Origin of the sequence: Bradyrhizobium sp. HKCCYLS3070, from assembly GCF_051167575.1 — a bacterium.
Classification (GTDB): domain Bacteria; phylum Pseudomonadota; class Alphaproteobacteria; order Rhizobiales; family Xanthobacteraceae; genus Bradyrhizobium.
On the sequence record NZ_JBNPTI010000003.1, the window covers coordinates 53,700 to 78,359 of the forward strand.

The window sequence follows — 24,660 nt, forward strand, 5'->3', positions numbered from 1 at the left end:
TCTCGCCAAAGGCCGCGGCCGAGCCATGCATCTGCGGCGGGGCGGGTGCGCTCGGCAGGGCCATCAAATATTCATAAGCTTGCTTATCATATCCGAGGCTCATTACAGCCAAAGCTTAGTTCCCCCTCTTGGAATCGAGATCAGCCATGACCCGCACGTCGGTAGACGTGAACTTCCTGTTTACGCTCGGCGAGCTGCAGCGCCTGGTGCGCGCCTATGCCGACAAGGAGGCGGCGCGCTTCGGCATGACCCGGGCGCAATGGGCCGTGCTGGCGAAGGTCGAGCGCAACGAGGGGATGAAGCAGTCCGAGCTCGCCGAGCAGATGGAGATGCAGCCGATCACGCTGACACGGCTGATCGACAAGCTCGCCGAGGCCGGGCTGATCGAGCGGCGCGGCGACGACAGCGACCGCCGCGTCAACCGGCTCTATCTGAAGAAGGCCGCGCGCCCGCTGCTCGCGAAGCTCGCGGTGCTGCGCAGCGATCTGACCGACACCGCCCTCCAGGGCATCAGCGCCGGTGATGCCGAGCGGCTGATGACCCATCTCGAAGCCATCAAGGAAAACGTGAGAAACGCCCTGCAGTCGCTGTGCGACGAGCAGCGAAAGGAGCAGCGCTATGGCTGAGCCCGCCCTGAAACTCGCCCCCGACCAGAAGGCCAGCCCGGATGCGGCGCCGCCCGCGGCCGCCGACGCGAAGCCGGCGCGCCCCGGATTGCTGCGCCGCTACCGTCGCACGCTGCTGCTGGTCGTGCTGCCCCTTGTCGCCGCCATCGGCGGCCTCGTGCTGTATCTCAATGGCGGCCGCTACGTGACGACCGACGACGCCTATGTCGGCGCCCAGAAGGTGCTCATCACCCCCGACATCTCCGGCAAGATCGTCAAGGTCGTCGTCAAGGAAGGCCAGCAGGTGCAGAAGGGCGACGAGCTGTTCGAGATCGACCCCGTGCCCTATCGCCTGGCGGTCGACCAGGCCAAGGCGGCGCTGGAGCAGGCGCGCATCAGCTACGACAACCTCACCGCCAACATCAAGATCTACGGCCAGATGCTCGATCTCGCGCAGCAGGGCATCGACCTGAAGCAGAAGGACGTCGAGCGCAAGCAGACGCTCGCCAAGAGCAATTTCGGCTCGCAGCTCGACCTCGACAATGCCGCGAATGCGCTGGTGACCGCCGGCGCACAGGCGCAGTACATCAAGCAGCAGCTGTCGAACGCGAAAACGCAGCTGCTCGGCAATCCCGATCTGCCGCTGGAGCAGTTCCCGCCTTACGTCCAGGCAAAGGCCAAGCTGGACGACGCGCAGCGCGACCTCGACCACACCACCTTGCGCGCGCCGATGCCGGGCATCGCGACCCAGGTCGACCAGATCCAGCTCGGCCGCTTCGTGGCCGCGGGCACGCCGGTGTTCTCGGTGATCGACATCAGCAATCCCTGGGTCGACGCCAACCCGAAGGAGAGCGACTTCACCTATGTCGCGGTCGGCCAGCCGGTCGAGCTCGACGTCGATGCCTTCCCCAACCACCGCTTCAAGGGCACGGTCGGCTCGCTGTCGCCGGGCACCGGCGCGCAGTTCGCGATCCTGCCGCCGCAAAATGCAAGCGGCAATTTCGTCAAGGTCGTGCAGCGCGTGCCGGTCCGGATCTATTTCGACAAGGCCGACAGGTTCGTCGCGAAGCTCAAGGCCGGCATGAGCGTCAACGTGTCGATCGATACCGGCCACGAGCGCACGCTGGCCGGGCTGTTCGGATCGGCGCACGCGGCGGACAAGGACGAGTAGCGTCATGACCGCGCCTGCGGCCTCATCAGCAGTTCCGGGCCTCCGCCGGAACATGGTGACGATCTGCGCCATGACGGCGACGATCATGCAGGCGCTCGACACCACCATCGCCAACGTCGCGCTGCCCTACATGCAGGGCACGCTGTCGGCCTCGCAGGACCAGATCAACTGGGTGCTGACGTCCTACATCGTCGCGGCCGCGATCATGACCGCGCCGGTGGGATGGATCGCCAACCGCTTCGGCCGCAAGCGCACCTTCATCGTCTGCTCGGCCGGCTTCACCATCGCCTCCGTGATGTGCGGGCTCGCCCAGGACATCACCCAGATGGTGCTGTTCCGCCTCCTGCAGGGCGTGTTCGGCGCCTCGCTGGTGCCGCTGTCGCAGGCGGTCATGCTCGACTCCTACGCGCTGCATGAGCGCGCCAAGGCGATGGCGATCTGGGGCATGGGCGTGATGCTCGGCCCGATCATGGGGCCGTCGCTCGGCGCCTGGCTGACCGAGACCTATTCCTGGCATTGGGTGTTCTTCGTCAACCTGCCGTTCGGCGCCGTGACCGTGCTCGGCCTGATGGCGTTCATGGAGGAGACCAAGCCGAACGCGGAGCTGACCTTCGACTGGTTCGGTTTCGCGGCGCTCGCCATCGGCATCGGCTCGCTGCAGATCGCGCTCGACCGCGGCGAGGACCAGGGCTGGCTGGAGAGCAACGAGATCATCATCGAGTTCATCATCGCCGCCGTCGGCTTCTATTATTTCCTGGCGCATTCGCTGACGACGCAGCGGCCGTTCATCCAGTTCGCGCTGTTCAAGGACCGCAATTTCGTCGGCGGCTGCGTGTTCATGACGGTGATGGGCCTCGTGCTTTTCTCGACCATGGCGCTGTCGTCGCCGTTCCTGCAGAACGTCATCGGCTATCCCATCATCACCGCCGGCGTGCTGCTCGCGACCCGCGGCTGCGGCACCTTCGTCGCGATGATGCTGGTCGGGCGTCTCTTGCGCTATATCGAGGCGCGCACGCTGATCATCGTCGGCCTGGCGCTGACCGCAGTGTCGCTGTTCCAGATGACGGCGTGGACCGACCAGACTGGCGTGCCCGAGATCATCACCATCAGCATCATGCAGGGGTTCGGCTTCGGCCTCGTGTTCGTGCCGCTTTCGACCGTGGCATTCCTGACCTTGCCGGGCGAGTTGCGGACTGATGGAACCTCGATGCTGACCCTGGTGCGAAATGTCGCAAGCTCGATCGGCATCTCGATCGCGATCGCGCAGCTCACCGAGGGAACACGGCGCAACCACGCGATCCTGGTCGAGCACATCAACCCGTTCAATCACGCGCTGCAGATGCCCAATGTTGCCGGCCTCCTGAACCTGTCCACCGATGCCGGGCGCGCGATGGCCGACGCGATGGTGACCGTGCAGGCGCAGATCCTGGCATTCTCGCACGACTACCAGCTGGTCATGACGTTCATCCTGGTCTCGATCCCGCTCGCGGTCATGATCGGCTCGACGCGCACCGCGTTGCGCGCGCAGTCCGCCCCGGCCGACCACGCCGTCATGGAGTGACCGCTTCCCCCGCGACGGAAAATGCGCGCGCTGTCGAGACAGGGTGGGGGCGGGATAGCAAAAAGGTGACCGCGACGTGATGGATTTGTAACTTCAATCCGGCGCGTTTCCGGCTATCTTCTGCTCACCCCACTCGGTTCTCTGCGTATGAGTTGCGCGCAGGGACTGCACCTCATGAGCGCCCCACTCGTGATGTGCCGGGCGGGGGCGGTGGCTCCTCCAGCGCCGCCCCCAGCCCCGGGGCCTCCCTTTTCACATTTTGGCCTACGGCTTCTGCAGCGGCTCGATCTTCGCCGGTGCGGCAGCGGGCCTGGCCTCGGCCGTCGGCAGGATCACGCCGGCCAGCGCCTGCACCGGATCGTCGCCGGGCTTGAAGCCGGACTGCACCAGGATCTCGTCGATCAAGGGCTTCAGCGCGTGCACGCGCAGCAGTTCGCCGGCGAGGCCTTCGCCGAAGCCGACATTGCCGCCGGCACCGCCGTTGCCGCCGAACGCGCCGCCGGTGTGCAGGATGCGCACGTCCTTCAGATTGGCGATCGGCTTGACCATCTCGCCGAGCGCGGCCGGCATGGTCGCGATGCGCTGCTTGGCGAGCTCGAAATCGATCACGTTGCTGCCGAGCTTGTTCTGGGCTTCGTTCTTCATCAGGATGACCGCGGCTTCCGCCTCGCCGATCTGGCGCACGCCGACGGCCTTGATCTTGTTGGCCTCGGCCTCCGCCTCGGCCAGGGTCTTGGCCGCCTCGCCGCGATCGACCGCGGCGCGCTTTTCTGCCTCGGCGGCAACGGTAATGCCGGTCGAGCGCTGCTCGGCCTCTTTCCGCGCCGCCATGACCGCGGTCTGACGTTCGCGGTCGGCGATTTCGATGGCGCGCGCCGTCGTCACCTTTTCCTCCGCGGAGACCGCAAGCGCCTCGGCCGCCTTGGCGACCGCGCGCGCTTCCGAGGTTTCCTTGCTCTTGGTCGCGATCTGGATGTCGTTGTCCTGCGTCGCGATCTGGATCTCGCGGTCGGCGTCGGTCTTGCGGCGGTTGATCGCGAGATTGCTTTCGATCGCCGCGGTCTCTCGCACCTTCAAGGCTTCCGCCTCGCGCTGCGCGATCTTCTGCTGCGCCTCGATGCGCGCATTCTCCTCGGTCTGCCACGCCGTCTGCGTCGCGCTTGCGACCTCGGCGCGGGTGCTCGCGGTCTTGTTGGCGATGTCGCGCTCCTGGCTGAGCTCGGCCTCCTTCTTGGTGCGCTCGATCTGGAGCGTGAGCTGGCGCGCCTCGAGGTCCTTCTGCGCGATCGCGACCTCATTGTCGCGTACGATCGCGTTGCGGTCGCGGCGCCGCGTCTCGGTGACCGTCTTCAACAGCGTCAGGCCTTCGGCGTCGAAGAAGTTCTCGGCGTTAAAGAACGAGATGTCGGTCTGGTCGAGCTTGGTCAGCGAGACCGATTCCAGCTCCAGGCCGTTGGACTGCACGTCGGCCTCGACTGCGGCCTGGACGTGCTTGACGAAATCCGAGCGCTTCTCCTGCAGGTCCAACAGCTCCATCGTCGCCGCGACCGAGCGCAGGCCGTCGACGAACTTGGCCTCGACCTGGTCGCGCAGCAATTCGGCATTGTTGGTGACGGCGCCGAGCGTCTGCGCCGCCAGTGCGATCGAATCCACGTCGGGCTTCACGCGCACGTAGAACTCGGCGTCGATGTCGACGCGCATGCGGTCCTTGGTGATCAGCGAATCCTTCTTCGAGCGCTCGACGCGGAGCCGCAAGGTCTTGAGGTTGACGCGCGCGATGGAGTGGAAGATCGGCAGCACCACGGCGCCGCCGTCGAGCACCACCTTCTTGCCGCCCAGGCCGGTACGCACGAACGCCTCGTCGCGGGTGGACCGATGGTAGAGAACGGCAAAGACAGTGCCGAGAACGACCAGCAGCACAACGCCGATCGACGCAGGCAGAACCAGATCAAACATGGGATTTACTTTCGGGTTGAGGAAAGTGTCTTGGAACTAAGGTGTCTTGGAGTTCGTGAGCTCGTCGGCTGCGGCGATCGCGATGAAGCGGCCATCCTTGCGGTCGACGAGGAGAACCGACGCGCCCACCGGCAAGGACGGCGAGCCCGGCGCGGCCGAGGCCGTCACCATGTGCCAGTTGCCGTGGACGTCCTTGACGCGGACGCGGCCGGGCAGCCCGCCATCGAGCGGGCCGACCGCCACCTCGCCGGTGCGGCCGACGAGATCGGACAGCCCGACCGCATAGCTCTCATCCTGCGGCACCAGCCGCGCCGCGTAGCGCGTCGAGCGCCGCAGCAGCGGCACCGTGACGACGGCGGCGAGCACGCCCGCGGCCGTTGGCGGCAGCGCCACCGCCACCAGCCGCGCGGCATCCTGGATCAGAAAGCCCGTGATCGAGAAGATGCCGAGCGCGAGCAGGATGCAGATCATCAGCGGCACGCCGCCGACATTGATCCAGGACAGCACGTGGCCGACGCTGGTGCTGTGGCCGTCGTGACCGAGATCGACGGTCTGGCCGAGCAGCTCGCTGATCGACAGGCCGATCAGCATCGAGCCGATCTCGACGCCGCCGACCAGAACGATCATCACGGCGGCAATCGCGAACGGCCGCACCTCGGGTTGCATGAAATGGTCGACGATGGTCATGGGACGACGCGCCCCCGCCCGTTCAATTCTGCGATTTCAGCCGCGCCAGCCGCTCGGCGATGTCCTTGTCACGCTTCAGCTTCGACAATTCGTCGATGTCGGGCGACGGCGGGATGCCTTCCGGCACGCCGGTGGCGCGGGCGATGACGCGGGAGGCGCGCGCGGCCTTGGCGAGGCCGGCATCCGGCCCCTTGCGCGATGTGGCCTTCGGCTGGTCGGCGAGCGCCTCGCTGTGCTCGAGCTCGGCGAGACGCGCCTGCGCGTCCTGCAGGCTCGACAGAATCGCACGCAGGGTCGTCAGCACCGCATCGATGCGCTCGGCATTCTCGTCGATCGCCTTCGACAGCACCTCGAACTGGGCTTCGAGATCCATCTGCCGGGCGATGCCGGCGCGGGCGAGGTCGTCGCGGTGCTCGACGATGGCGACGCGGATCTGCTCGGCCAGCATGGTCGTCTCGCGCTCGATCTCGGCGCGGCGTGCATTGAGCCGATATTCCTCCGCGCGCGCATGCGACAGGCTCTCGCGCGATTCGCGCTCGGCCTGCTCGATCTCGCGGATCGCCTGGCTGACCAGCGCGACCCGGTTCTTGTCCTCGGCCTTTTCGATCGCTCCATAGGCGATCCCGGCGATGAGGCGCCCGGCGCGTGACAGGAGCGTGTCGGGGGCCGGCGCGTGTTCGGCGAGCATGACGTGGTCCTTTCGTGGGCTGACGGTTGGGCTGAGACGAGCGTGTGACGTTGCGGTAACGCCGAAATGGACTTCGAAGTCATCTTCGTCCGTTCGCACGAGCTGCGCCGGCGTCGCGTGCGGCCAGCCCGCGACGTAGCCGGTCACCTCGAACGGGATCGCGATGCGACCGCGCGCGGTGCCGAGCGACAACATGCCGGCATTCCTGACATTCACCAGACGGTCGTCGAGCGGCAGCCGCGGATTCGAGGCGGCGCGATAGGCGGCACGGTCGCGCAAGCCGAGCGTGACGAGGCGCGACGGCAGCCGCGTGGCCTTGCGGATCGGGTCGTAGGCATGGCCGTGCAGCGCGACGAGATTGGCGCCGATGCCTTTGCCAGCAGCGATCTCGTCGAGCATGTCCATCATCCGGGCATAGTCGGCGAAGGTCGCCTCGATCGCGTCCCGCGCCTCGGGGGAGAGGAGCAGACGGTAGCGAACAGCCTGATCGTAGGTGCTTCCGGCCATCGGAAATGTTAAAGCACAATATCCGTGCTTTAGCAAGCCAGCTCCCGATCCAAGAACGCCGCTCCCTTCCGTGACCATGTCGAACGCCATGCCCATGCCGATATGTCGCGCCGATGCTGGCCGGCGGTTTAAGGCCGGCGAACAATCTCTGGTGATCGTTAAGGGGGCTGCTAGCGACGCCGGCAAATGCACCGCAGTGACGTGTAGCGACAAAGATCTCGCCGCGCGCGTGCGGCCCTGTCGCGAGGGAAGCGCCGTCAGTCCAGCAATTCGCGGCAGCCGAGATCGTCGAACGCAAGGAAGATGCGCTCGAGATTATTCCACCAGATCACCGGCGGGAGCTGGATCGCCCATTGCCAGACCGGCTGGGCGATGTGCCAGAGCACGGCGAGACGATAGTCCTGATCCAGCGCCGCCCTGTCGTAGCCGGTCACACCGCCTGCGACCAATGTCTGATGATAGCTGTCGAGCAACGGCCGCTCGATCCGCGCCCGACGGTCGGGATAGATTTGCAGCGCGATCATGTAGGCGAGATCGTTCGCGGGCACGCCGATCCGCCACTGGTCGAAATCAAAGGCGCGCACGTCGTCGCTGTCGGCGGCCTTCGGCACCAGAAAATTCCAGACATGCGCGTCGCCATGCGCAATGCTGAGGTTTCGCCGCGACAGATAGCGTTCCGAGAGCCGCGGCGTCGCCGCCATCAGGCGTTCGTAGACCGCGCGCCGGTCCGCGCTCAGGCGGTCTCCCAACTGATCGGCGAAGCGCTGATAGTGGCCGGCAAAGGTCCTGCTGCGCTCGGCGCGCTCGTCCGCGGTCGCGAAGCTGCCGATGGACACGCCGAGCCGCGGATCGTCCCACCACGCCGCATGCAGCCGCGCCAGCGCCCGCACGATCCCCTCGGCCTGGGGCAGCGCGGGCGGCAGCGGCCATGGCGTCGCCGTCTGGTGCGTGTCGGTGAGATCCTCGAGCAGCAAGTGCCAGGTGAGCGCGGCTTCGTCCCACGCGCCGCCGTAAGAGCCGGGCACCAGGCCCGTCGGCATGAGCCGCGCCAGTCCGCGATAAAAATTGACCTCGTGGCGCCCGCCCCGCCACAGCGTCTTGGCGAAGGCCGGCATCGGGATTTTCAGGATCAGCGTCTTCGGCGCGTCCGGGGCCGCGCCGCTATACGACAAGCCAAGGCGGATGATGCGCGACAACAGCATCGGCCGGTCGCTGATCACGGCGACGTCCGAGACCGCGCCGGACTCGAGCACACCCGCCTCACGCATCGTCGCCGTCAACGCGGCGGGCTTGGCAACGGACGGCAAGTCGGTGGAGGACATGTGGGCGCCGTCCCTTCAGGGTTGCAGCTTGCCCACACTAGCATGGATATTCCGAATCGCTACTTGATCGGCGCGCGCGGCAGCACGGTGTCGCCGATCTCCAACCGGTAGACGTGATCGAGCGAATACCAGGGCGTGGTGACGTCGGCGTCCGTCGGATGCGGCTCGTCGTGGCGGACGAAATTGCCGAGCAGCGCCTTCGTGACGCCGAACTGCACGTCGCTGTCGATGTGCGGGTCGTTGGGGTCGTAGACCTGCGAGATCAGGACCTTGAATCCCGGCTTGACGATCAGCGCATGCAGATGCGCCGGGCGATAGGGATGGCGGCCCTGCGCCTTCAGCAGGCGGCCGACGACCCCGTCGGTCGGGATGGGATAGCCGACCATCATCACCGAGCGAAACCAGAAGCGGCCATCGGCATCGGTCACGAGCTTGCCGCGCAGGTTCATGTCGGCCTGATCGGGATCCTGGTTCTCGTAGTAGCCGACCGGCGAGGCGTGCCAGACGTCGACCTCGGCGCCGGCGACCGGCGCGCCGTTCGGATCGACCACGCGACCGTGCACGAACAGCGCCGGGCCGGGCGTCGCCGAGCGCACGATCGAGCCGCCGTTATCAGTGCGCGGCGAGTTCAACCGCCAGAACGGGCCGAGCAGCGACTGCGCGGTCTCGGTGTTGCCGCCATCGCCATTGTTGAGCAGGCAGACCAGCGGCGAGACGCCGAGCGAGCCGGCCATCAGCACGACTTCGTTGTGGCTGTCGTTGGTGCGCTGACCGAGTTCGGCGATGATGGCGGCGGCTTCGCGAAATTCGACCTCGGTAAGCCTGACATCGCGGACGAAGCCGTGCAGGTGCTTGATCAGCGACACCATGATCTCGCGCAGCCGCGGGTTCTCGGTGCGCTCCATCACCGCCAGCACCGCCGGCGTGACGTCCTGTTCGCGGGAGATGGTCATCGTCAGGACTCCGTCATTCCGGGGGCGACGCGCCAGCGTCGAACCCGGAATCTCGATATTGCAGGACTCATCTCCAGATTCCGGGTTCAGCCCTGCGGGCTGCCCGGAATGACGAAGCGCTCAGCGCGTCGTCAGTTGATCGTCTCGATCGCCAGCGCGACGCCCTGGCCGACGCCGACGCACATCGTGGCGAGCGCACGCTTGCCGCCGCGGACCTCGAGGCCGTGCACCGCGGTCATCGCGATGCGCGCGCCGCTCATGCCGAGCGGATGACCGAGCGCGATGGCGCCGCCATGCGGGTTGACGAAATCGGCGTCCTCGGCGACGCCGAGCTGGCGCAGGCAGGCGATGCCCTGGGACGCGAACGCCTCGTTCAGCTCGATCAGGTCGAAATCGGTGATCTTGAGGCCGAGCCGCTCCATCAGCTTGCGCACCGCCGGCACCGGGCCGATGCCCATGATGCGGGGCGGCACGCCGGCCGAGGCGAGGCCGAGAACGCGCGCGCGCGGCGTGAGGCCGTGCTTCTTCACGGCGGCTTCGGAAGCGAGGATCATGGCGGCGGCGCCGTCATTGACGCCCGACGCATTGCCGGCGGTGACCGTGCCCGGATTGCGCACGATCGGCTTCAGTTTGGCCAGACCTTCGAGCGTGGTCTCGGGGCGCGGATGCTCGTCCTTGTCCACCGTCACAGGGCCGGCCTTGCCGCCGGGCACCATGACCGGCGTGATCTCGGCGGCGAAATAGCCCGAGGCGATGGCCTTTCCGGCGCGCTGCTGGGAGCGGATCGCGAACGCGTCCTGGTCGGCGCGCGAGACCTGGAATTCCTCGGCGACGTTCTCGCCGGTCTCCGGCATCGAATCGACGCCATACTGCTGCTTCATCAGCGGATTGATGAAGCGCCAGCCGATCGTGGTGTCGAAGATCTCGGCCGAGCGCGAGAACGCCTCCGTCGCCTTGCCCTGCACGAACGGCGCGCGCGTCATGGATTCGACGCCGCCCGCGATCGCGAGATCGACCTCGCCGGCGCGGATCGCACGTCCCGCCGCGCCGACCGCGTCGAGACCGGAGGCGCAGAGACGGTTCAAGGTCTGGCCCGGAATTGAATCCGGCAGGCCCGCGAGCAGCAGCGCCATGCGCGCGACGTTGCGGTTGTCCTCGCCGGCCTGGTTGGCGCAGCCGAAGAACACCTCGTCGACGGCAGCCCAGTCGAGATTGGGATGCTTCGCCTTGAGCGCCTTGAGCGGGGTGGCCGCGAGATCGTCGGTGCGCACCTTGGCCAGCGCGCCGCCGAACCGGCCGATCGGAGTCCGCACCGCATCACAAATGAACACGTCTCGCATCGCTCTCTCCCGAACTTTCGTGTTTCTGGTCAGAATTGACGGCGGTTTTAGGAGTGCGAACGGGGCAGGTCAAATGACGGGAGCGCGGGGTGGCATGCGCGGCGCTGTCGTATGCGACGCTCTCTCAACGCGAGCGGTGCGCCCCTCCCCCGCTTGCGGGGGAGGGTTGGGGTGGGGGCCACCCCAAGCGAGAATCCCCGTGAGGAGAGACTTCCCCCACCCGTATCGCATCTCCGATGCGATACGACCTCCCCCGCAAGCGGGGGAGGTGCAACAGCAGGCACCGCTCATCGTGGAAAACCGGGACATCGCCTGCAAAGCGGTAGGACCGTCCGGGCAAATTGGCTAGTTTCCGCGCCATGACGATCCAGCAGCCGATCTCCGCCCCGGTTCCGCAAGAATCAGTGCCTGCGGCCGCGCCCGCCGAGGCGCCGGCCAAGCTCACGCCGATGATGGAGCAGTATCTCGACATCAAGGCAGCGCATCCGGGGCTGATGCTGTTCTACCGGATGGGCGACTTCTACGAGCTGTTCTTCGAGGATGCGGAAGCCGCCTCGAAAGCGCTCGGCATCGTGCTGACCAAGCGCGGCAAGCACCTGGGCCAGGACATCCCGATGTGCGGCGTGCCGGTGGAGCGCTCCGAGGACTATCTGCATCGCTTGATCGCGCAAGGCATCCGCGTCGCCGTCTGCGAGCAGATGGAGGATCCGGCGGCGGCGCGGGCGCGCGGCAACAAGAGCGTGGTCAAGCGCGGCGTGGTGCGCGTGGTCACGCCGGGCACGCTGACGGAAGACAATCTGCTCGATGCGCGCGCCAACAACTATCTGCTGTCGATCGCGCGCAGCCGCGGCTCCTCCGGCGGCGACCGGCTCGGGCTTGCCTGGATCGATATCTCGACGTCGGACTTCATCGTCACCGAATGCGCGTTCGCCGAGCTGACGGCGACCTTGGCACGGATCAATCCCAACGAAGTCATCGTCTCCGACGCGCTGTACTCGGACGAAGCGTTCGAGCCGGTGCTGCGCGAGCTCGCCGCGGTGACGCCGCTCACGCGCGACGTGTTCGACGGGGCCACCGCCGAACGGCGGCTGTGCGACTATTTCGCCGTCGCCACCATGGACGGCCTCGCGGTGCTGTCGCGTTTGGAAGCGACCGCGGCGGCCGCCTGCGTCACCTATGTCGAACGTACGCAAGTGGGGCAGCGCCCGCCGCTGGCGCCGCCGGCGCGCGAGGCGACCGGCAGCACGATGGCGATCGATCCGGCGACGCGCGCCAATCTCGAGCTGACGCGCACGCTCGCCGGCGAGCGCCGCGGCTCGCTGCTCGACGCGATCGACTGCACGGTGACCTCGGCCGGCTCGCGCCTGCTGGCGCAGCGGCTCGCCGCGCCGCTGACGGAGCCGGTGCAGATCGGCCGGCGGCTCGATGCCGTCAACGTCTTCGTCGCCGACAGCGCCGCGCGCGAGGACATCCGCTCGATCCTGCGCGGCGCGCCCGACATGACCCGTGCTATGGCGCGGCTGTCCGTCGGCCGCGGCGGTCCGCGCGATCTCGCCGCTCTGCGCGACGGTATCGTTGCGGCCGACCAGGCGCTGGCGCGGCTGTCGGCGCTCGACCAGCCGCCGCAGGAGGTGGCGTCGGTCATGTCCGCGCTGGCGCGGCCGGCGCGCGCGCTGGCGGAAGAATTTGCGCGCGCGCTCGACGAGCAGCTGCCGCTGATCAAGCGCGATGGCGGCTTCGTGCGCGCCGGTTACGACGCGACGCTGGACGAGACGCGCAATCTGCGCGACGCCTCGCGGCTCGTCGTCGCCTCGATGCAGGCGCGCTATGCCGACCAGACCGGCGTCAAGGCGCTGAAGATCCGGCACAACAACGTGCTCGGCTATTTCGTCGAGGTCACCGCGCAGCACGGCGACAAGCTGATGTCGGCGCCGTTGAACGCGACCTTCATCCACCGCCAGACGCTGGCGGGCCAGGTGCGCTTCACGACATCAGAGCTCGGCGAGATCGAGGCCAAGATTGCGAATGCCGGCGAGCGCGCGCTCAATCTCGAGCTCGAGATCTTCGACCGGCTGTGCGCACAGGCGCTCGCGATCGGCGACGATCTGCGCGCCGCCGCGCACGGCTTCGCGATGCTCGATGTCGCCACTGCGCTGGCGAAGCTCGCGGTCGACGACAATTATGTGCGCCCGGAGGTCGACGGCTCGCTGGGCTTCGCCATCGAGGGCGGCCGTCATCCGGTGGTGGAGCAGGCGCTGAAGCGTGAGGGGCAGCCGTTCATCGCCAATTCCTGCGACCTGTCGCCGACGCCGGGGCACAAGAGCGGTCAGCTCTGGCTGCTCACCGGCCCCAACATGGCGGGTAAGTCCACTTTCCTGCGCCAGAACGCGCTGATTGCCCTGCTCGCCCAGATCGGCTCATTCGTGCCGGCGAGCCGTGCCCGCATCGGCATCGTCGACCGGCTGTTCTCGCGCGTCGGCGCCGCCGATGATCTGGCGCGCGGACGCTCGACCTTCATGGTCGAGATGGTCGAGACCGCGGCGATCCTCAACCAGGCCGGCGAGCGCGCGCTGGTGATCCTCGACGAGATCGGGCGCGGCACCGCGACCTTCGACGGCCTCTCCATCGCCTGGGCGGCGATCGAGCACCTGCACGAGAGCAACCGCTGCCGCACGCTGTTCGCCACGCATTATCACGAGCTGACGGCGCTCGCCGCCAAGCTGCCGCGGCTGTTCAACGCCACGGTGCGGGTCAAGGAATGGCAGGGCGACGTCGTGTTCCTGCACGAGGTGCTGCCCGGCTCCGCCGACCGCTCCTACGGCATCCAGGTGGCGAAGCTCGCCGGCCTGCCGCCGGCCGTGATCAGCCGCGCCAAATCGGTGCTGGCGAAACTGGAGGCCGCCGACCGCGGCCAGAACGCCCGCGCGCTGGTCGATGATCTGCCGCTGTTCGCGGTGCCCTCGCGCGCGGCGGTCGAGCCCACCATGTCGAAGGAAGCGGAAGAGCTGATCGCCGCGGTGAAGGCGCTGCATCCGGACGAGATGACGCCGCGCGAGGCGATCGACGCGCTGTATGCGCTGAAGGCGAAATTGCCGAAGTCGTAGCTGGGTGTCATTCCGGGGCGCGCAAAGCGCGAGCCCGGAATGACACCGAGTGTGGCGAGGTCAATCGATCAACAACCGCCGTCATTGCGAGGCGCCTTTGCGCCGAAGCAATCCAGAGTCCCGCCCGCAGCCCTGGATTGCTTCGCTTCGCTCGCAATGACGTGGAGAGACCTATCGGACCGCAGCGACCTTCCGTCGCCCCAGCCACCATAGTCCGAGATTCCAGCCGACGCAGGTCGCCAGCGCACCACTCAGGCCGGCGACGGCGCCCAGATGCAGGCTGCCGAGATGCAGCACGACCACCGCGAGCGAGAAGCCGATCAGGCCGTAGGCGCCGTTGGCCAGCACGGCCGCCGTCGCGGGCCCGCCGATGCGCGGCTGCAGGATCAGCATCATCGAGGTGAAGACGATCGGAAACAGCGCCAGGATGCCGGAGACGCTGGGGCCGGCCCAGCCGGACACCGAGGTGACGGTGGCGACGAGCGTTGCCACCAGCGAAGCGCGCAGCGGCACGTCGTACCAGCGCCGCGTGATCAGCGGCATCTTGGCATGGCGATAGCGCTGCAGCAGCGGCAGGCAGATGGCGAAAGTGATGATGTTGGCGACGATGCCCATCAAGAGCGTCCATTGCACGCTCTTGATCAGCGCGGCGAGACCGAGCCACACCGCCACCGCGGTGGCGCTTGCCACCAGCACGCTGCGGCGCTGCGCCAGCACGGCGTAAGCGAGACTGAGGAAGATCGTCGCGGCATTGATCGGCAGGCTGGTCAGCGCGCCCTGCGCGATGAACGCGGCATCGTGATCCAGCGCCAGGAAGACGTAGGTCGGGCCGGCCGAGATCGGCAGGGTCGCGACCAGCGCGCCGATCACCGGGCCGGTGCGCTCGGCGATCATCGACGCCGACACCACGAACGACGCCGCGATCGCCATGCGCAGAGCCAGCAGCAGCAGGAAGGAGGGATCGAGGGACATCAGTTCATGCTGCGCAGGCGGTGGGCTCCCTCCCCCGCCTGCGGGGGAGGGCTGGGGTGGGGGCGCGGCTCGGGTGGCGATGATGGGGTGTGCCGTGTGGAGAGAAGTCCCCCACCCGCCTCGCATCGGCGATGCGAGGCGACCTCCCCCGCAGGCGGGGGAGGCGCAGACCGAGCGAGCCTTAACAGCTTGTCTCCTCAGCGGCAGCGCCGCCGTGCAACTACACCCGCTTCAAGCTGACAGACACCTTCGGGCCGTTCTTGATGGTCTGATAGACCACGCAATAGCGCTCGGTGAGCTTGAGCAGGAGGTCGAGCTTGTCCTGCGGCGCGTCGGTGTCGACCTCGAAGCGCAGACGGATTTCCTGGAAGCCGACCGGCGCCTCCTTGTCGACGCCGAGCGTGCCGCGGAAATCGAGATCGCCTTCGGCGAACACGTGGCCGCTCTTGAGCGGCACCTCGACGGCGGTCGCGACCGATTTCAAGGTGACGCCGGCGCAGGCCACCAGAGCCTCCAGCAACATGTCGCCGGAGCACAGCTCGAGCCCCGAGCCGCCAGTTCCGGGATGCAGGCCGGCCACCGCCATCGCGCGCCCGGTCTCGAGCTTGCAGGTCAGCCCCTCCTGCCCGACCTCGCCCTTGGCCTTCAAGGTGATCACGGCGGCGGACGGGTCGGCCTTGTAGCGTTCCTTGATCGGCGCCTGCATGGCGCGCAGCTCGGCAGCATCCATTTGTCGTTCTCTCCCGGATTTATTTCAGACGAGATGTACCGGGCCGGGCCGCCAAAGTCACCACCACAGGCCGCCGCCGGGCTCACGCCTGCCCTGCGTGTCCGGCATCGTCCGGTCGAGCGAGCGGTCCAGCGCGGTCAAGACATGCCGCTTGAACTGCTCGAACAAGGGCGCGTTGCGGTCGCGCGGCCGCGACAGATTGATGGTGATCTCCTCGAACAGCCGGCCCGGATGCGGCCGCATCACCAGCACGCGGTCGGCCAGCACCACGGCCTCCTCGACGTCGTGGGTCACGAGCACCAGCGTCGGGCGCGTATCGGCCCAGAGATCGAGCAGATGATCCTGCAGATCCTTGCGGGTGAAGGCATCGAGCGCAGAGAACGGCTCGTCGAGCAGGAGCACCTCCGGCTGCGCCACCAATGCGCGGGCGATCGCGACGCGTTGCGCCTGGCCGCCGGACAGTTCGCGCGGCCAGACCTTGGCCTTGTCGGCGAGGCCCACACGTTGCAGCGCGCGGGCGACACGGTCGCGACGCTCGGCTGCCGGCAGCTCGGACAGGCCGAAGCCAATGTTGTCGGCGACCGTGAGCCACGGCAGCAGCCGCGGCTCCTGGAAGATGATGCCGACCTTGGGATGCGGCGCAATGATCGCCTCGCCGTCGAGCGTCACGGCGCCGGCGCTGGCGCGGTCGAGCCCGGCGATGGTGCGCAACAACGTCGACTTGCCGCAGCCGGAGCCGCCGATGATGGCGATGATCTCGCCGAGCTGGATCCCGGCCGAGAACCGCTCCAGCGCGTGGACACCGTTGGGATAGACCTTGGTGACGGATGCGAGCTGCAGCATCAGGCCGCCCCGCTCTGGCGCGCGAAACTGTCCTGCCAGCGCAACAGCGGCGCGGTTGATATCTCCAGGAGCCAGTCGGTGACCTTGCCGATGATCGCGAAGATGACGATGGCCGCCACGATCTGCGCCGGCTTGCCGAGCTGCTGGCCGTCGATCAGGAGGTAGCCGAGCCCTTCGGAGGCGCCCATGAACTCGGCGGCAACGACGAACATCCACCCCAGGCCGAGGCCGACGCGCAGCGCCACCACATAGGCCGGCAGCACCGCCGGCAGCAGGATGCGGCGGATCATGGCCGGTCCGGACAGGCGGAAAACGCGGCCGACCTCGACGATCTTGCGGTCGACCGAAAGAATGGCACCGGTCAGGCCGAGATAGACCGGGAAGAACACGCCGACTGCGATCAGCGCCACCTTGGAGGTCTCGAAGATGCCGAGCCACAGAATGAACAACGGCACCCAGGCGATCGACGGAATCGCACGCAGCGCCTGGATCGTCGGATCGACCAGCCGGCGCGCGAAACCCCAATAGCCGCAGATGCCGCCGAGCAGCGTGCCGGCGGCGACGCCGAGGCCGAAGCCGATGCCGACGCGGGTCAAGGTCATCGTGATGTGGCGGGAGAGTTCGCCGGAGCGGGCGAGCTCGGCGATGGTGGTGAAGACCTTCGAGGGCGGCGGCACCAGCCGGCCGTTGGACCAGCCGGCCCGGACGGCAAGCTCCCAGGCGAGTGCGAGCGATAGCGGCAGCAGCAGGCCCACCAGCGGCCGCGCGAAGCGTGCGAGCCGCGGCGTGGTAGCGGTCTGGGATGTCGGGGCGGCCGAAGCGGGTGCCTGCAATTCGACGGTCATGGTCATAGTGAGAACAGTGTCTCGCGCGGGAATGCAAGGCGTGGCGTTGGCGGATAGTCGTGGTGGCCGATCAGCATGGTGACCAAGGACGGCGCCCAGCAATCGCTGTCGTCCCGGCCTTGGGCCGGGACCCATACTCCGCGGCCGTCGTATTGAAGCGAGATGCCGCTCCAGCTTTGCCTCACAACAGGCGTCACGGATTATGGGTCCCTGTGTCTGGAAAGTCTGCCATGATGATGGTGGGCGGGAAGCCGTTGGGTCCTTGGCGCTAGACGCCGTGAGCCGGCTCGGTCTCCCGCCCGTTCCATTTATCAACCTGAACAGTTGCACGAGGCTGCGCCAACAGACCTCGCATCACAGGGACAGGCACCGTGATCGTACCTTTTCGTTGCGTCGGAATCGACGTTTGCAAACCCTATCTCGATATTTTTGATGAAGCCGTGGGGGCGCCGGAGCGCATCGCCAACGGGACCTGGTCGTCGATCAGGGCGTCCAGCGTGGCCTTCACATCCACCTTGGCATCGACGACACCGGCCTGCTGCAGCGCCAGGCCCGCAGCCAGAATCGACTCGCGCTGGGGTGCGCCGATGCGGCTATGGGTCAGCTCGGTGCGCTCCTTGAGCTGCTTGTCGACCACCGTCTCAGGCAGCTTCGTGACGGCGATGAAGGTCTTCTTGAGGTCGTCGTAGTTGGCCAGCGCGTCCTTGCGCGCGACCTCGTAGGTGGCGAGCACGCGGCGGACGATCTCCGGATTGTCCTTCAGGAACTGCTCGCGCACGTTCAGGATGCCCCAGGTGTTGGCGTCGGCCTTGCGGTAGAACAGCCTGGCACCCTCCTCGACCTCGGCCTGCGCCATCATCGGATCGAGCCCGGCCCAGGCGTCGACGTCGCCGCGGATCAGCGCCGCCTTGCCGTCGGCGTGCTGCAGCAATACCGGCGTGATGTCCTTGTCGGTGAGGCCAGCCGACAGCAGCGCGCGCACCAGGAAGATGTGCGGATCGGTGCCGCGGGTCACCGCGACCCGCTTGCCCTTGAGGTCAGCCACAGAGGCAATCTTGGAATCCTTGGCCGTGACCAGCGCGGTCCATTCGGGCCGCGAATAGACGTAGACCGACTTGATCGGGTTGCCGTTGATCCGGGCGACAAGCGCGGCGGAGCCGGCGGTCGAGCCGAAATCGAGCGAGCCGGCGTTGAGGAATTCGAGCGCCTTGTTGGAGCCGGCCGACTGCACCCAGACGATGCTGATGCCGTCCTTGGCGAACTCCTTCTCCAGAAGTCCTTTCTGCTTCAGCACCAGCGACACCGGATTGTAGGTCGCCCAATCCAAGCGGATTTCCTTCACCGGCTCGGCCGCGCGTGCAGCGCCGCATCCCAGTAGAACCACGGCCGCAACCGCAGCAAATCCGCGCCTCGACAATCCACCCATCGTCACCCCTCCAACCCTCAAGAAACATTGCTGTTGTTTCAATGAGTTATGCCAGGGGCGCGCGAGAATTGCTTTTCCTTTCGACGGCACCGTTCAGAACGATCATCATCCCGTGAGCACCGATGACAGCATGGATCGATTGTTGCATTGGAAGTTTCGTGACAGCACAGGCCTTGTTCGATATCCGGTTGCATCCATGGACAGCGTCGCCCCCCATTCCCACCCTGATAGCCTTTCCGATTTCGACAGCGCCGGCATCGCGGCTGCGGTCGACGCGTTGGCCGCGCAGCATTCGGGACGCGAGGACATGTTCCGCGCCGCCGTGGTGCAATTCCTCAAGGCCGAGCTGGTCAAGGCGCGCGCGGCGGCCCAGGCGCAACTGTTGAAGGACCGCCATGGCCGGCGCTGCGCCGAGCAGCTCTGCTTCGTGCAGGACGAGATCATTCGCATCCTCTACGCCGCCGCCACCCAGCACCTCTATCGCTCGCAGGTGCCGAGCGGCGCCGAGCGCATGGCGGTGGTCGCCACCGGCGGCTATGGCCGTGGCCTGATGGCGCCGGAGTCCGACATCGATCTCCTGTTCATCCTGCCCTACAAGCAGACCGCCTGGGGCGAGCAGGTCGCCGAAGCCATTCTGTACTCGCTGTGGGACATGGGATTGAAGGTCGGCCACGCGACCCGCTCGGTCGACGAGTCGATCCGCCAGGCGCGCGGCGACATGACCATCCGCACCGCCATCCTGGAGACGCGTTATCTCGCGGGCGACCGGCCGCTCTATGACGAGCTGGTCGCGCGCTTCGACAGCGAGGTGGTGCAGGGCACCGCAGCCGAGTTCGTGGCCGCCAAGCTCGCAGAGCGCGAGGAGCGGCACCGCCGCGGCGGCCAGTCGCGCTATCTCGTCGAGCCCAACGTCAAGGACGGCAAGGGCGGCCTGCGCGACCTGCACACGCTGTTCTGGATCGCCAAATACGTCTACCGCGTGCGCGAGACCGCCGAATTGGTCGAGCGCGGCGTGTTCGACGCGCATGAATACCGCACCTTCCGGCGCTGCGCGGACTTCCTGTGGTCGGTGCGCTGCAACCTGCATTTCGTCAGCGGCCGTCCGGAAGAACGGCTGTCGTTCGACCTGCAGCGCGAGATCGCGGTGCGGCTGGGCTACACCAGCCATCCCGGCATGCAGGATGTCGAGCGCTTCATGAAGCACTACTTCCTGGTCGCCAAGGAGGTCGGCAATCTCACCGCCATCCTGTGCGCCAAGCTCGAGGACCAGCAGGCCAAGCCGGCGCCGGTGCTGAGCCGGATGATCTCGCGCCTGACCACCGGCGCCACCTGGCGGCGCGTGCCGGAGAGCGACGACTTCATCGTCGACAACAACCGCATCAACCTCGCCGCGCCCGACGTCTTCAAGCACGATCCGGTCAATCTGATCCGCATCTTCCGGCTGGCGCAGAAGCACAACCTCGCCTTCCATCCCGACGCGATGCGCGCGGTCACGCGCTCCTTGAACCTGATCAACACCGAGCTGCGCGACGATCCCGAGGCCAACCGGCTGTTCATGGAGATCCTGACCTCCAACGATGCCGAGGTCGTGCTGCGGCGGATGAACGAGACCGGCGTGCTCGGCCACTTCATTCGCGCCTTCGGCCGCATCGTCTCGATGATGCAGTTCAACATGTATCATCACTACACGGTCGACGAGCACCTGATCCGCTGCATCGGGTTCCTGCAGGAGATCGAGCGCGGCGGAATCGACGAGTTCACCCTGGCCTCCGACCTGATGCGCAAGATCCGGCCCGAGCACCGCGCTGTCATCTACATCACCGTGCTGCTGCACGACGTCGCCAAGGGGCGGCCCGAGGACCATTCCATCGCCGGCGCCAAGATCGCGCGCCGGCTGTGCCCGCGGCTCGGCTTCAACAATGCAGACACCGAACTGGTCGCCTGGCTGATCGAGGAGCATCTGACGATGTCGACGGTGGCGCAGTCGCGCGACCTGTCGGACCGCAAGACGATCGAGAATTTCGCCGCCGTGGTGCAGTCCGTCGAGCAGATGAAGCTGCTGACCATCCTGACCACCGCCGACATCCGCGGAGTCGGCCCCGGCGTCTGGAACGGCTGGAAGGCGCAGCTGCTGCGTACGCTGTATTACGAGACCGAGCCGGTACTGACCGGCGGCTTCTCCGAGGTCAACCGCGCCAAGCGCATCACCGCAGCGCAGGCCGAATTCCGCAACGCCTTCACCGACTGGCCCGAGGACGAGCTCAACACCTATATCGGCCGGCACTATCCGGCCTACTGGCTCAAGGTCGAGCTGCCGCGCAAGATCCGCCATGCCCGCTTCGTGCGATCGAGCGAGGATGCCGGCCACAAGCTCGCGATCAATGTCGGCTTCGATCCGGCGCGCGGCGTGACCGAGCTGACGATCTTCGCGATGGACCATCCGTGGCTGCTGTCGATCATCGCCGGCGCCTGCGCCTCCGCCGGGGCCAACATCGTCGACGCCCAGATCTACACCACGACCGACGGCCGCGCGCTCGACACCATCGCGATCTCCCGCGAGTATGAGCGCGACGAGGACGAAGGCCGCCGCGCGACGCGGATCGGCGAGACCATCGAGCAGGTGCTGGAGGGCAAGCTGCGGCTGCCCGACGCGGTGGCACGGCGGACCACGCGGGGCAAGCAGCACAAGGCATTCTCGGTCGAGCCGGAGGTCACCATCAACAATCAATGGTCGGAGCTCTACACCGTCATCGAGGTCTCCGGCCTCGATCGCCCCGGCCTGCTGTACGAGCTGACCACCGCGATTTCGAAGCTGAATCTCAACATCGCCTCGGCCCATGTCGCCACCTTCGGCGAACGCGCCCGCGACGTGTTCTACGTCACCGACCTGCTGGGCGCGCAGATCAACGCGCCGACCCGGCAGGCCGCGATCAAGAGCGCGCTGCTGCATCTGCTGGCGAACGACGACGCGGCCGCTCAACCGGCGGCATGAGCGACCATCGCGCGGCCCTGAGCCGCTCGGAGCTCGATTTGAACGAGGGGACCGGCACCAGCGCCGGCCCACGCAGGCTTGGGGGAGCCGAACCATGGCATTGATTGCAGACATCGTCGTCGGGCTGATCGGCCTGCTGCACGTCTACATTCTGGTACTCGAGATGTTTCTCTGGACCAAACCGGCCGGCTTGAGAGCGTTCAACAACACGCCGGAGCGCGCGGAGCAGACCAAGGTGCTCGGCGCCAATCAGGGCCTCTACAACGGCTTCCTCGCCGCCGGCCTGTTCTGGGGCCTGGCGCACCCGACGCCGGCCTTCGCGTTCCAGATCAAGATCTTCTTCCTGCTCTGCGTGCTCGTCGCCGGGCTCTATGGCGCCGCCACCGCCAGCCGCAAGATCCTGTTCATCCAGAGCGTGCCGGCCACGATCGGCCTGGTGCTGGTTTGGCTCGCGGGCTGAGCCGGGCTGTATCTCCATCCTCTGTGTCGTCCCGGACAAGCCGTGACGCGCACAAGCGCGTCGCGGCGCCGATCCGGGGCCCATAATCCCAGGCAGCGTTTTGGGGCAGGATCGCCACTCCGAGCCGTAGCCATACGACGGCCTGTGGCCATGGATCCCGGCTCTGCGCCCGACGTCGCTGCGCGACGCCGGGCTTGGCCGGGACGACACCGAACTTGTTGAGCCAGTTGGGCTCATCATAGCGACATCGACGGAACCGCCGCACCCGTGCTCCCCTCGCCTTGCGTCCGCCCAGCCCTTCCTCCACACTCCCTCCCAGCGATGGCGCCCCGGTCGGGCAGACCAGCCGCATAACAAATCAGGAGGAACGATAGACCCCATGCGACAGGGATATTTCCGTCTTGCAGGGGCGGCCGCTTTGGCCGTCACCCTCTCCGTCACGTCAGCCTCGGCCCAGAAGAAGTACGACCCCGGCGCCTCCGACACCGAGATCAAGATCGGCCAGACCGTGCCGTTCTCGGGTCCCGCCTCGGCCTATGCCTCGATCGGCAAGACCCAGGCCGCCTATTTCAACATGATCAACGAGCAGGGCGGCATCAACGGCCGCAAGATCAAGCTGATCCAGTATGACGACGCCTATTCGCCGCCCAAGGCCGTCGAGCAGGTCCGCAAGCTGGTCGAGGACGACGGAGTTCTGCTGACCTTCCAGATCATCGGCACGCCGTCCAACGCCGCGGTCCAGAAATACCTCAACGCCAAGAAGGTGCCGCAGTTGTTCGCCGCCACCGGCGCCACCAAGTTCACGGACCCCAAGAACTTCCCGTGGACCATGGGGTACAATCCCAACTACTTCACCGAGGGCCGCATCTACGGCCAGTATATTCTGAAGGAGCATCCCAACGCCAAGATCGGCGTGCTCTATCAGAATGACGATCTCGGCAAGGACTACCTGAACGGCATCAAGGCCGGCCTCGGCGACAAGGCGTCGACGATGATCGTGTCCGAAGCCTCCTATGAGGTTTCCGATCCGACCATCGACTCGCAGATCCTGAAGGTCAAGTCGGCGGGAGCCGACCTGTTGTTCTCGGCCGCGACGCCGAAACAAGCCGCGCAGGCGATCAAGAAGCTCCATGAGCTCGATTGGCACCCCGTGCACATTGTCGACATCAACGCGACCTCGGTCGGCGCGGTCATGCAGCCTGCGGGCCTCGACGCTGCCAAGGGCGTCATCTCCGTCAACTACGGCAAGGATCCGCTCGACCCGCAGTGGAAGGACGATCCGGGCCTGAAGCGCTATTTCGATTTCATGGCCAAGTATTATCCCGAGGGTGACAAGAACTCGAACTTCAATACCTACGGCTATTCGACCGCGCAGCTCCTGGTCACCGTGCTGCAGATGTGCGGCGACAACCTGACGCACGAGAACGTCATGAAGCAGGCGGCGTCGCTGAAGGATGTAACCGGCGACTTCTCGCTACCGGGAATGAAGATCAACACCTCGCCGACCGACTATCGCGTCAACAAGCAACTGCAGATGATGAAGTTCAACGGCGAGCGCTGGGAGCTGTTCGGCCCGATCCTGGAGGACAAGGGCGCGGCGGGCTAGCTGCACTCGACGTCGTTCCAGGGCGTCGCGACAGCGACGAACCAACCTCGAGATTCCGGGTTCGATGCTGCGCTTCGCCCCGGAATGACGCGGTCAACATCGATGGTACGGGGCTGCGCGATGGCGCGGCCCCGTTCTGCATTGCGGCACGGGTTGCGCCCGTTCGCCGCTGCGTGCGCTCGCCGACGGTCATTCGACCGCATCGCGGGGGACGACGGCTGTTGCGGTAGGATCCGCCGTCGCGTCGAGGGAGTATCAGTCGTTGATGACGTCACCCAGGTCGCGTTGCTTGACGACGCGGTCGATCAAGCCCCACTGCAAGGCTTCGTCCGCGGTCATGAAGTGATCGCGATCCAGGGTGCGCTCGACGTCCTCATAGCTGCGCCCGCAATGCTCGGCGTAGAGCCTGATCATGCGGTGCTTGGTCTGCTCCATCTCCCTCGCGTGAATCAGGATGTCGGACGCCTGGCCCTGAAAGCCGCCGAGCGGCTGATGGACGTGAAGGCTTGCATTGGGCAGCGCCGTCCGCTCGCCCGGCTCTCCCGCCATCAGAAGAAACGAGCCCATCGAACGCGCCGTTCCCATGCAGAGCGTGTGCACCGGTGCTTTGACGAATTGCATCGTGTCATACATCGCCAGGCCGCTGGTGATCACGCCGCCGGGTGAATTGATGTAGAGATGGATCGGCCGCTTTGGGTTCTCCGCCTCGAGGAAAAGCAGTTGCGCGCAGACCAGGGCGGAGACCGTATCGTTGACCTCGCCGTTGAGGAAGACGATCCGCTCGCGCAGCAGCCGCGAATAGATGTCGAAGGATCGCTCTCCCCGGCTCGACTGCTCGATGACCATAGGGACGAGTTGCATCGTGTCGCGCATGCGCGAGCTCCCGGTTTCA

General features: G+C 66.7%; 19 protein-coding genes. 7 read left to right on the forward strand and 12 right to left on the reverse strand.

The window, feature by feature from the left end:
• Nucleotides 1–146: 146 nt before the first annotated feature.
• Genes ACQR03_RS12830 through ACQR03_RS12840 form a run of 3 tightly spaced genes read left to right on the forward strand, consistent with a single transcriptional unit; the run spans nucleotide 147 to nucleotide 3,337 of the window.
• Complete coding sequence (locus ACQR03_RS12830) at nucleotides 147–626, forward strand: MarR family winged helix-turn-helix transcriptional regulator (protein ID WP_434842289.1); 480 nt, start codon at nucleotides 147–149, stop codon at nucleotides 624–626.
• Complete coding sequence (locus ACQR03_RS12835) at nucleotides 619–1,776, forward strand: HlyD family secretion protein (RefSeq protein WP_315715163.1); 1,158 nt, start codon at nucleotides 619–621, stop codon at nucleotides 1,774–1,776. The genes ACQR03_RS12830 and ACQR03_RS12835 overlap by 8 nt, the downstream gene beginning before the upstream one ends.
• Nucleotides 1,777–1,780: 4 nt before the next feature.
• On the forward strand, nucleotides 1,781–3,337 hold the full coding sequence (locus ACQR03_RS12840) for an MDR family MFS transporter (RefSeq protein ID WP_315751914.1): 1,557 nt from the start codon (nucleotides 1,781–1,783) through the stop codon (nucleotides 3,335–3,337).
• A 264-nt stretch (nucleotides 3,338–3,601) separates the two neighbouring features.
• On the opposite strand, the gene ACQR03_RS12845 is transcribed toward ACQR03_RS12840, so the two are convergent.
• The 6 genes from ACQR03_RS12845 to pcaF form a co-directional block, all read right to left on the reverse strand.
• Nucleotides 3,602–5,293 (reverse strand): flotillin family protein, encoded by a 1,692-nt coding sequence (locus ACQR03_RS12845; protein WP_316171006.1) that lies wholly within the window; start codon nucleotides 5,291–5,293, stop codon nucleotides 3,602–3,604.
• A 36-nt stretch (nucleotides 5,294–5,329) separates the two neighbouring features.
• A complete protein-coding gene (locus tag ACQR03_RS12850; protein WP_316195399.1) occupies nucleotides 5,330–5,980 on the reverse strand; it encodes an OB-fold-containig protein in 651 nt (216 codons plus the stop codon).
• Nucleotides 5,981–6,002: 22 nt separating this feature from the next.
• Nucleotides 6,003–7,175, reverse strand: coding sequence for a PspA/IM30 family protein (locus tag ACQR03_RS12855; protein WP_434842288.1), 1,173 nt, complete (start codon nucleotides 7,173–7,175; stop codon nucleotides 6,003–6,005).
• 257 nt (nucleotides 7,176–7,432) lie between these two features.
• Nucleotides 7,433–8,497: a phosphotransferase gene (locus ACQR03_RS12860; RefSeq protein ID WP_316203479.1), complete on the reverse strand. Its 1,065-nt coding sequence runs from the start codon at nucleotides 8,495–8,497 to the stop codon at nucleotides 7,433–7,435.
• Nucleotides 8,498–8,556: 59 nt separating this feature from the next.
• Nucleotides 8,557–9,450, reverse strand: a complete 894-nt coding sequence (locus ACQR03_RS12865; RefSeq protein ID WP_434842287.1) for a dioxygenase — start codon at nucleotides 9,448–9,450, stop codon at nucleotides 8,557–8,559.
• Nucleotides 9,451–9,581: 131 nt separating this feature from the next.
• Complete coding sequence (gene pcaF / locus ACQR03_RS12870; RefSeq protein ID WP_315751909.1) at nucleotides 9,582–10,790, reverse strand: 3-oxoadipyl-CoA thiolase; 1,209 nt, start codon at nucleotides 10,788–10,790, stop codon at nucleotides 9,582–9,584.
• A gap of 359 nt (nucleotides 10,791–11,149) precedes the next feature.
• Between pcaF and mutS the strand changes: the two genes are divergently transcribed.
• Nucleotides 11,150–13,894: a DNA mismatch repair protein MutS gene (mutS, locus tag ACQR03_RS12875; RefSeq protein WP_315751908.1), complete on the forward strand. Its 2,745-nt coding sequence runs from the start codon at nucleotides 11,150–11,152 to the stop codon at nucleotides 13,892–13,894.
• A gap of 171 nt (nucleotides 13,895–14,065) precedes the next feature.
• On the opposite strand, the gene ACQR03_RS12880 is transcribed toward mutS, so the two are convergent.
• From ACQR03_RS12880 to ACQR03_RS12900, 5 genes are all read right to left on the reverse strand, one after another.
• Nucleotides 14,066–14,866, reverse strand: coding sequence for a hypothetical protein (locus ACQR03_RS12880; RefSeq protein WP_316174433.1), 801 nt, complete (start codon nucleotides 14,864–14,866; stop codon nucleotides 14,066–14,068).
• A gap of 220 nt (nucleotides 14,867–15,086) precedes the next feature.
• Nucleotides 15,087–15,596 carry an OsmC family protein gene (locus ACQR03_RS12885; RefSeq protein WP_315715155.1) on the reverse strand — a complete coding sequence of 170 codons (510 nt, stop codon included), beginning with the start codon at nucleotides 15,594–15,596 and terminating at the stop codon, nucleotides 15,087–15,089.
• Nucleotides 15,597–15,653: 57 nt separating this feature from the next.
• Nucleotides 15,654–16,439 (reverse strand): ABC transporter ATP-binding protein, encoded by a 786-nt coding sequence (locus ACQR03_RS12890; protein ID WP_315825555.1) that lies wholly within the window; start codon nucleotides 16,437–16,439, stop codon nucleotides 15,654–15,656.
• Complete coding sequence (locus ACQR03_RS12895; protein WP_315825556.1) at nucleotides 16,439–17,290, reverse strand: ABC transporter permease; 852 nt, start codon at nucleotides 17,288–17,290, stop codon at nucleotides 16,439–16,441. The genes ACQR03_RS12890 and ACQR03_RS12895 overlap by 1 nt, the downstream gene beginning before the upstream one ends.
• 409 nt (nucleotides 17,291–17,699) lie before the next feature.
• Nucleotides 17,700–18,710, reverse strand: a complete 1,011-nt coding sequence (locus tag ACQR03_RS12900; RefSeq protein ID WP_434841452.1) for an aliphatic sulfonate ABC transporter substrate-binding protein — start codon at nucleotides 18,708–18,710, stop codon at nucleotides 17,700–17,702.
• Nucleotides 18,711–18,906: 196 nt separating this feature from the next.
• Between ACQR03_RS12900 and ACQR03_RS12905 the strand changes: the two genes are divergently transcribed.
• The 3 genes from ACQR03_RS12905 to ACQR03_RS12915 all read left to right on the forward strand — a co-directional run bounded on the left by ACQR03_RS12905 (nucleotide 18,907) and on the right by ACQR03_RS12915 (nucleotide 23,768).
• Nucleotides 18,907–21,702 (forward strand): [protein-PII] uridylyltransferase, encoded by a 2,796-nt coding sequence (locus ACQR03_RS12905; protein ID WP_315768051.1) that lies wholly within the window; start codon nucleotides 18,907–18,909, stop codon nucleotides 21,700–21,702.
• 94 nt (nucleotides 21,703–21,796) lie between these two features.
• Nucleotides 21,797–22,162 (forward strand): DUF1304 domain-containing protein, encoded by a 366-nt coding sequence (locus ACQR03_RS12910; RefSeq protein ID WP_315715150.1) that lies wholly within the window; start codon nucleotides 21,797–21,799, stop codon nucleotides 22,160–22,162.
• Between the two features lie 379 nt (nucleotides 22,163–22,541).
• On the forward strand, nucleotides 22,542–23,768 hold the full coding sequence (locus tag ACQR03_RS12915; RefSeq protein WP_316226065.1) for an ABC transporter substrate-binding protein: 1,227 nt from the start codon (nucleotides 22,542–22,544) through the stop codon (nucleotides 23,766–23,768).
• Nucleotides 23,769–24,023: 255 nt separating this feature from the next.
• Here ACQR03_RS12915 and ACQR03_RS12920 read toward each other — a convergent pair whose 3' ends face one another.
• Nucleotides 24,024–24,641, reverse strand: a complete 618-nt coding sequence (locus ACQR03_RS12920; protein WP_315715148.1) for an ATP-dependent Clp protease proteolytic subunit — start codon at nucleotides 24,639–24,641, stop codon at nucleotides 24,024–24,026.
• Nucleotides 24,642–24,660: the final 19 nt, after the last annotated feature.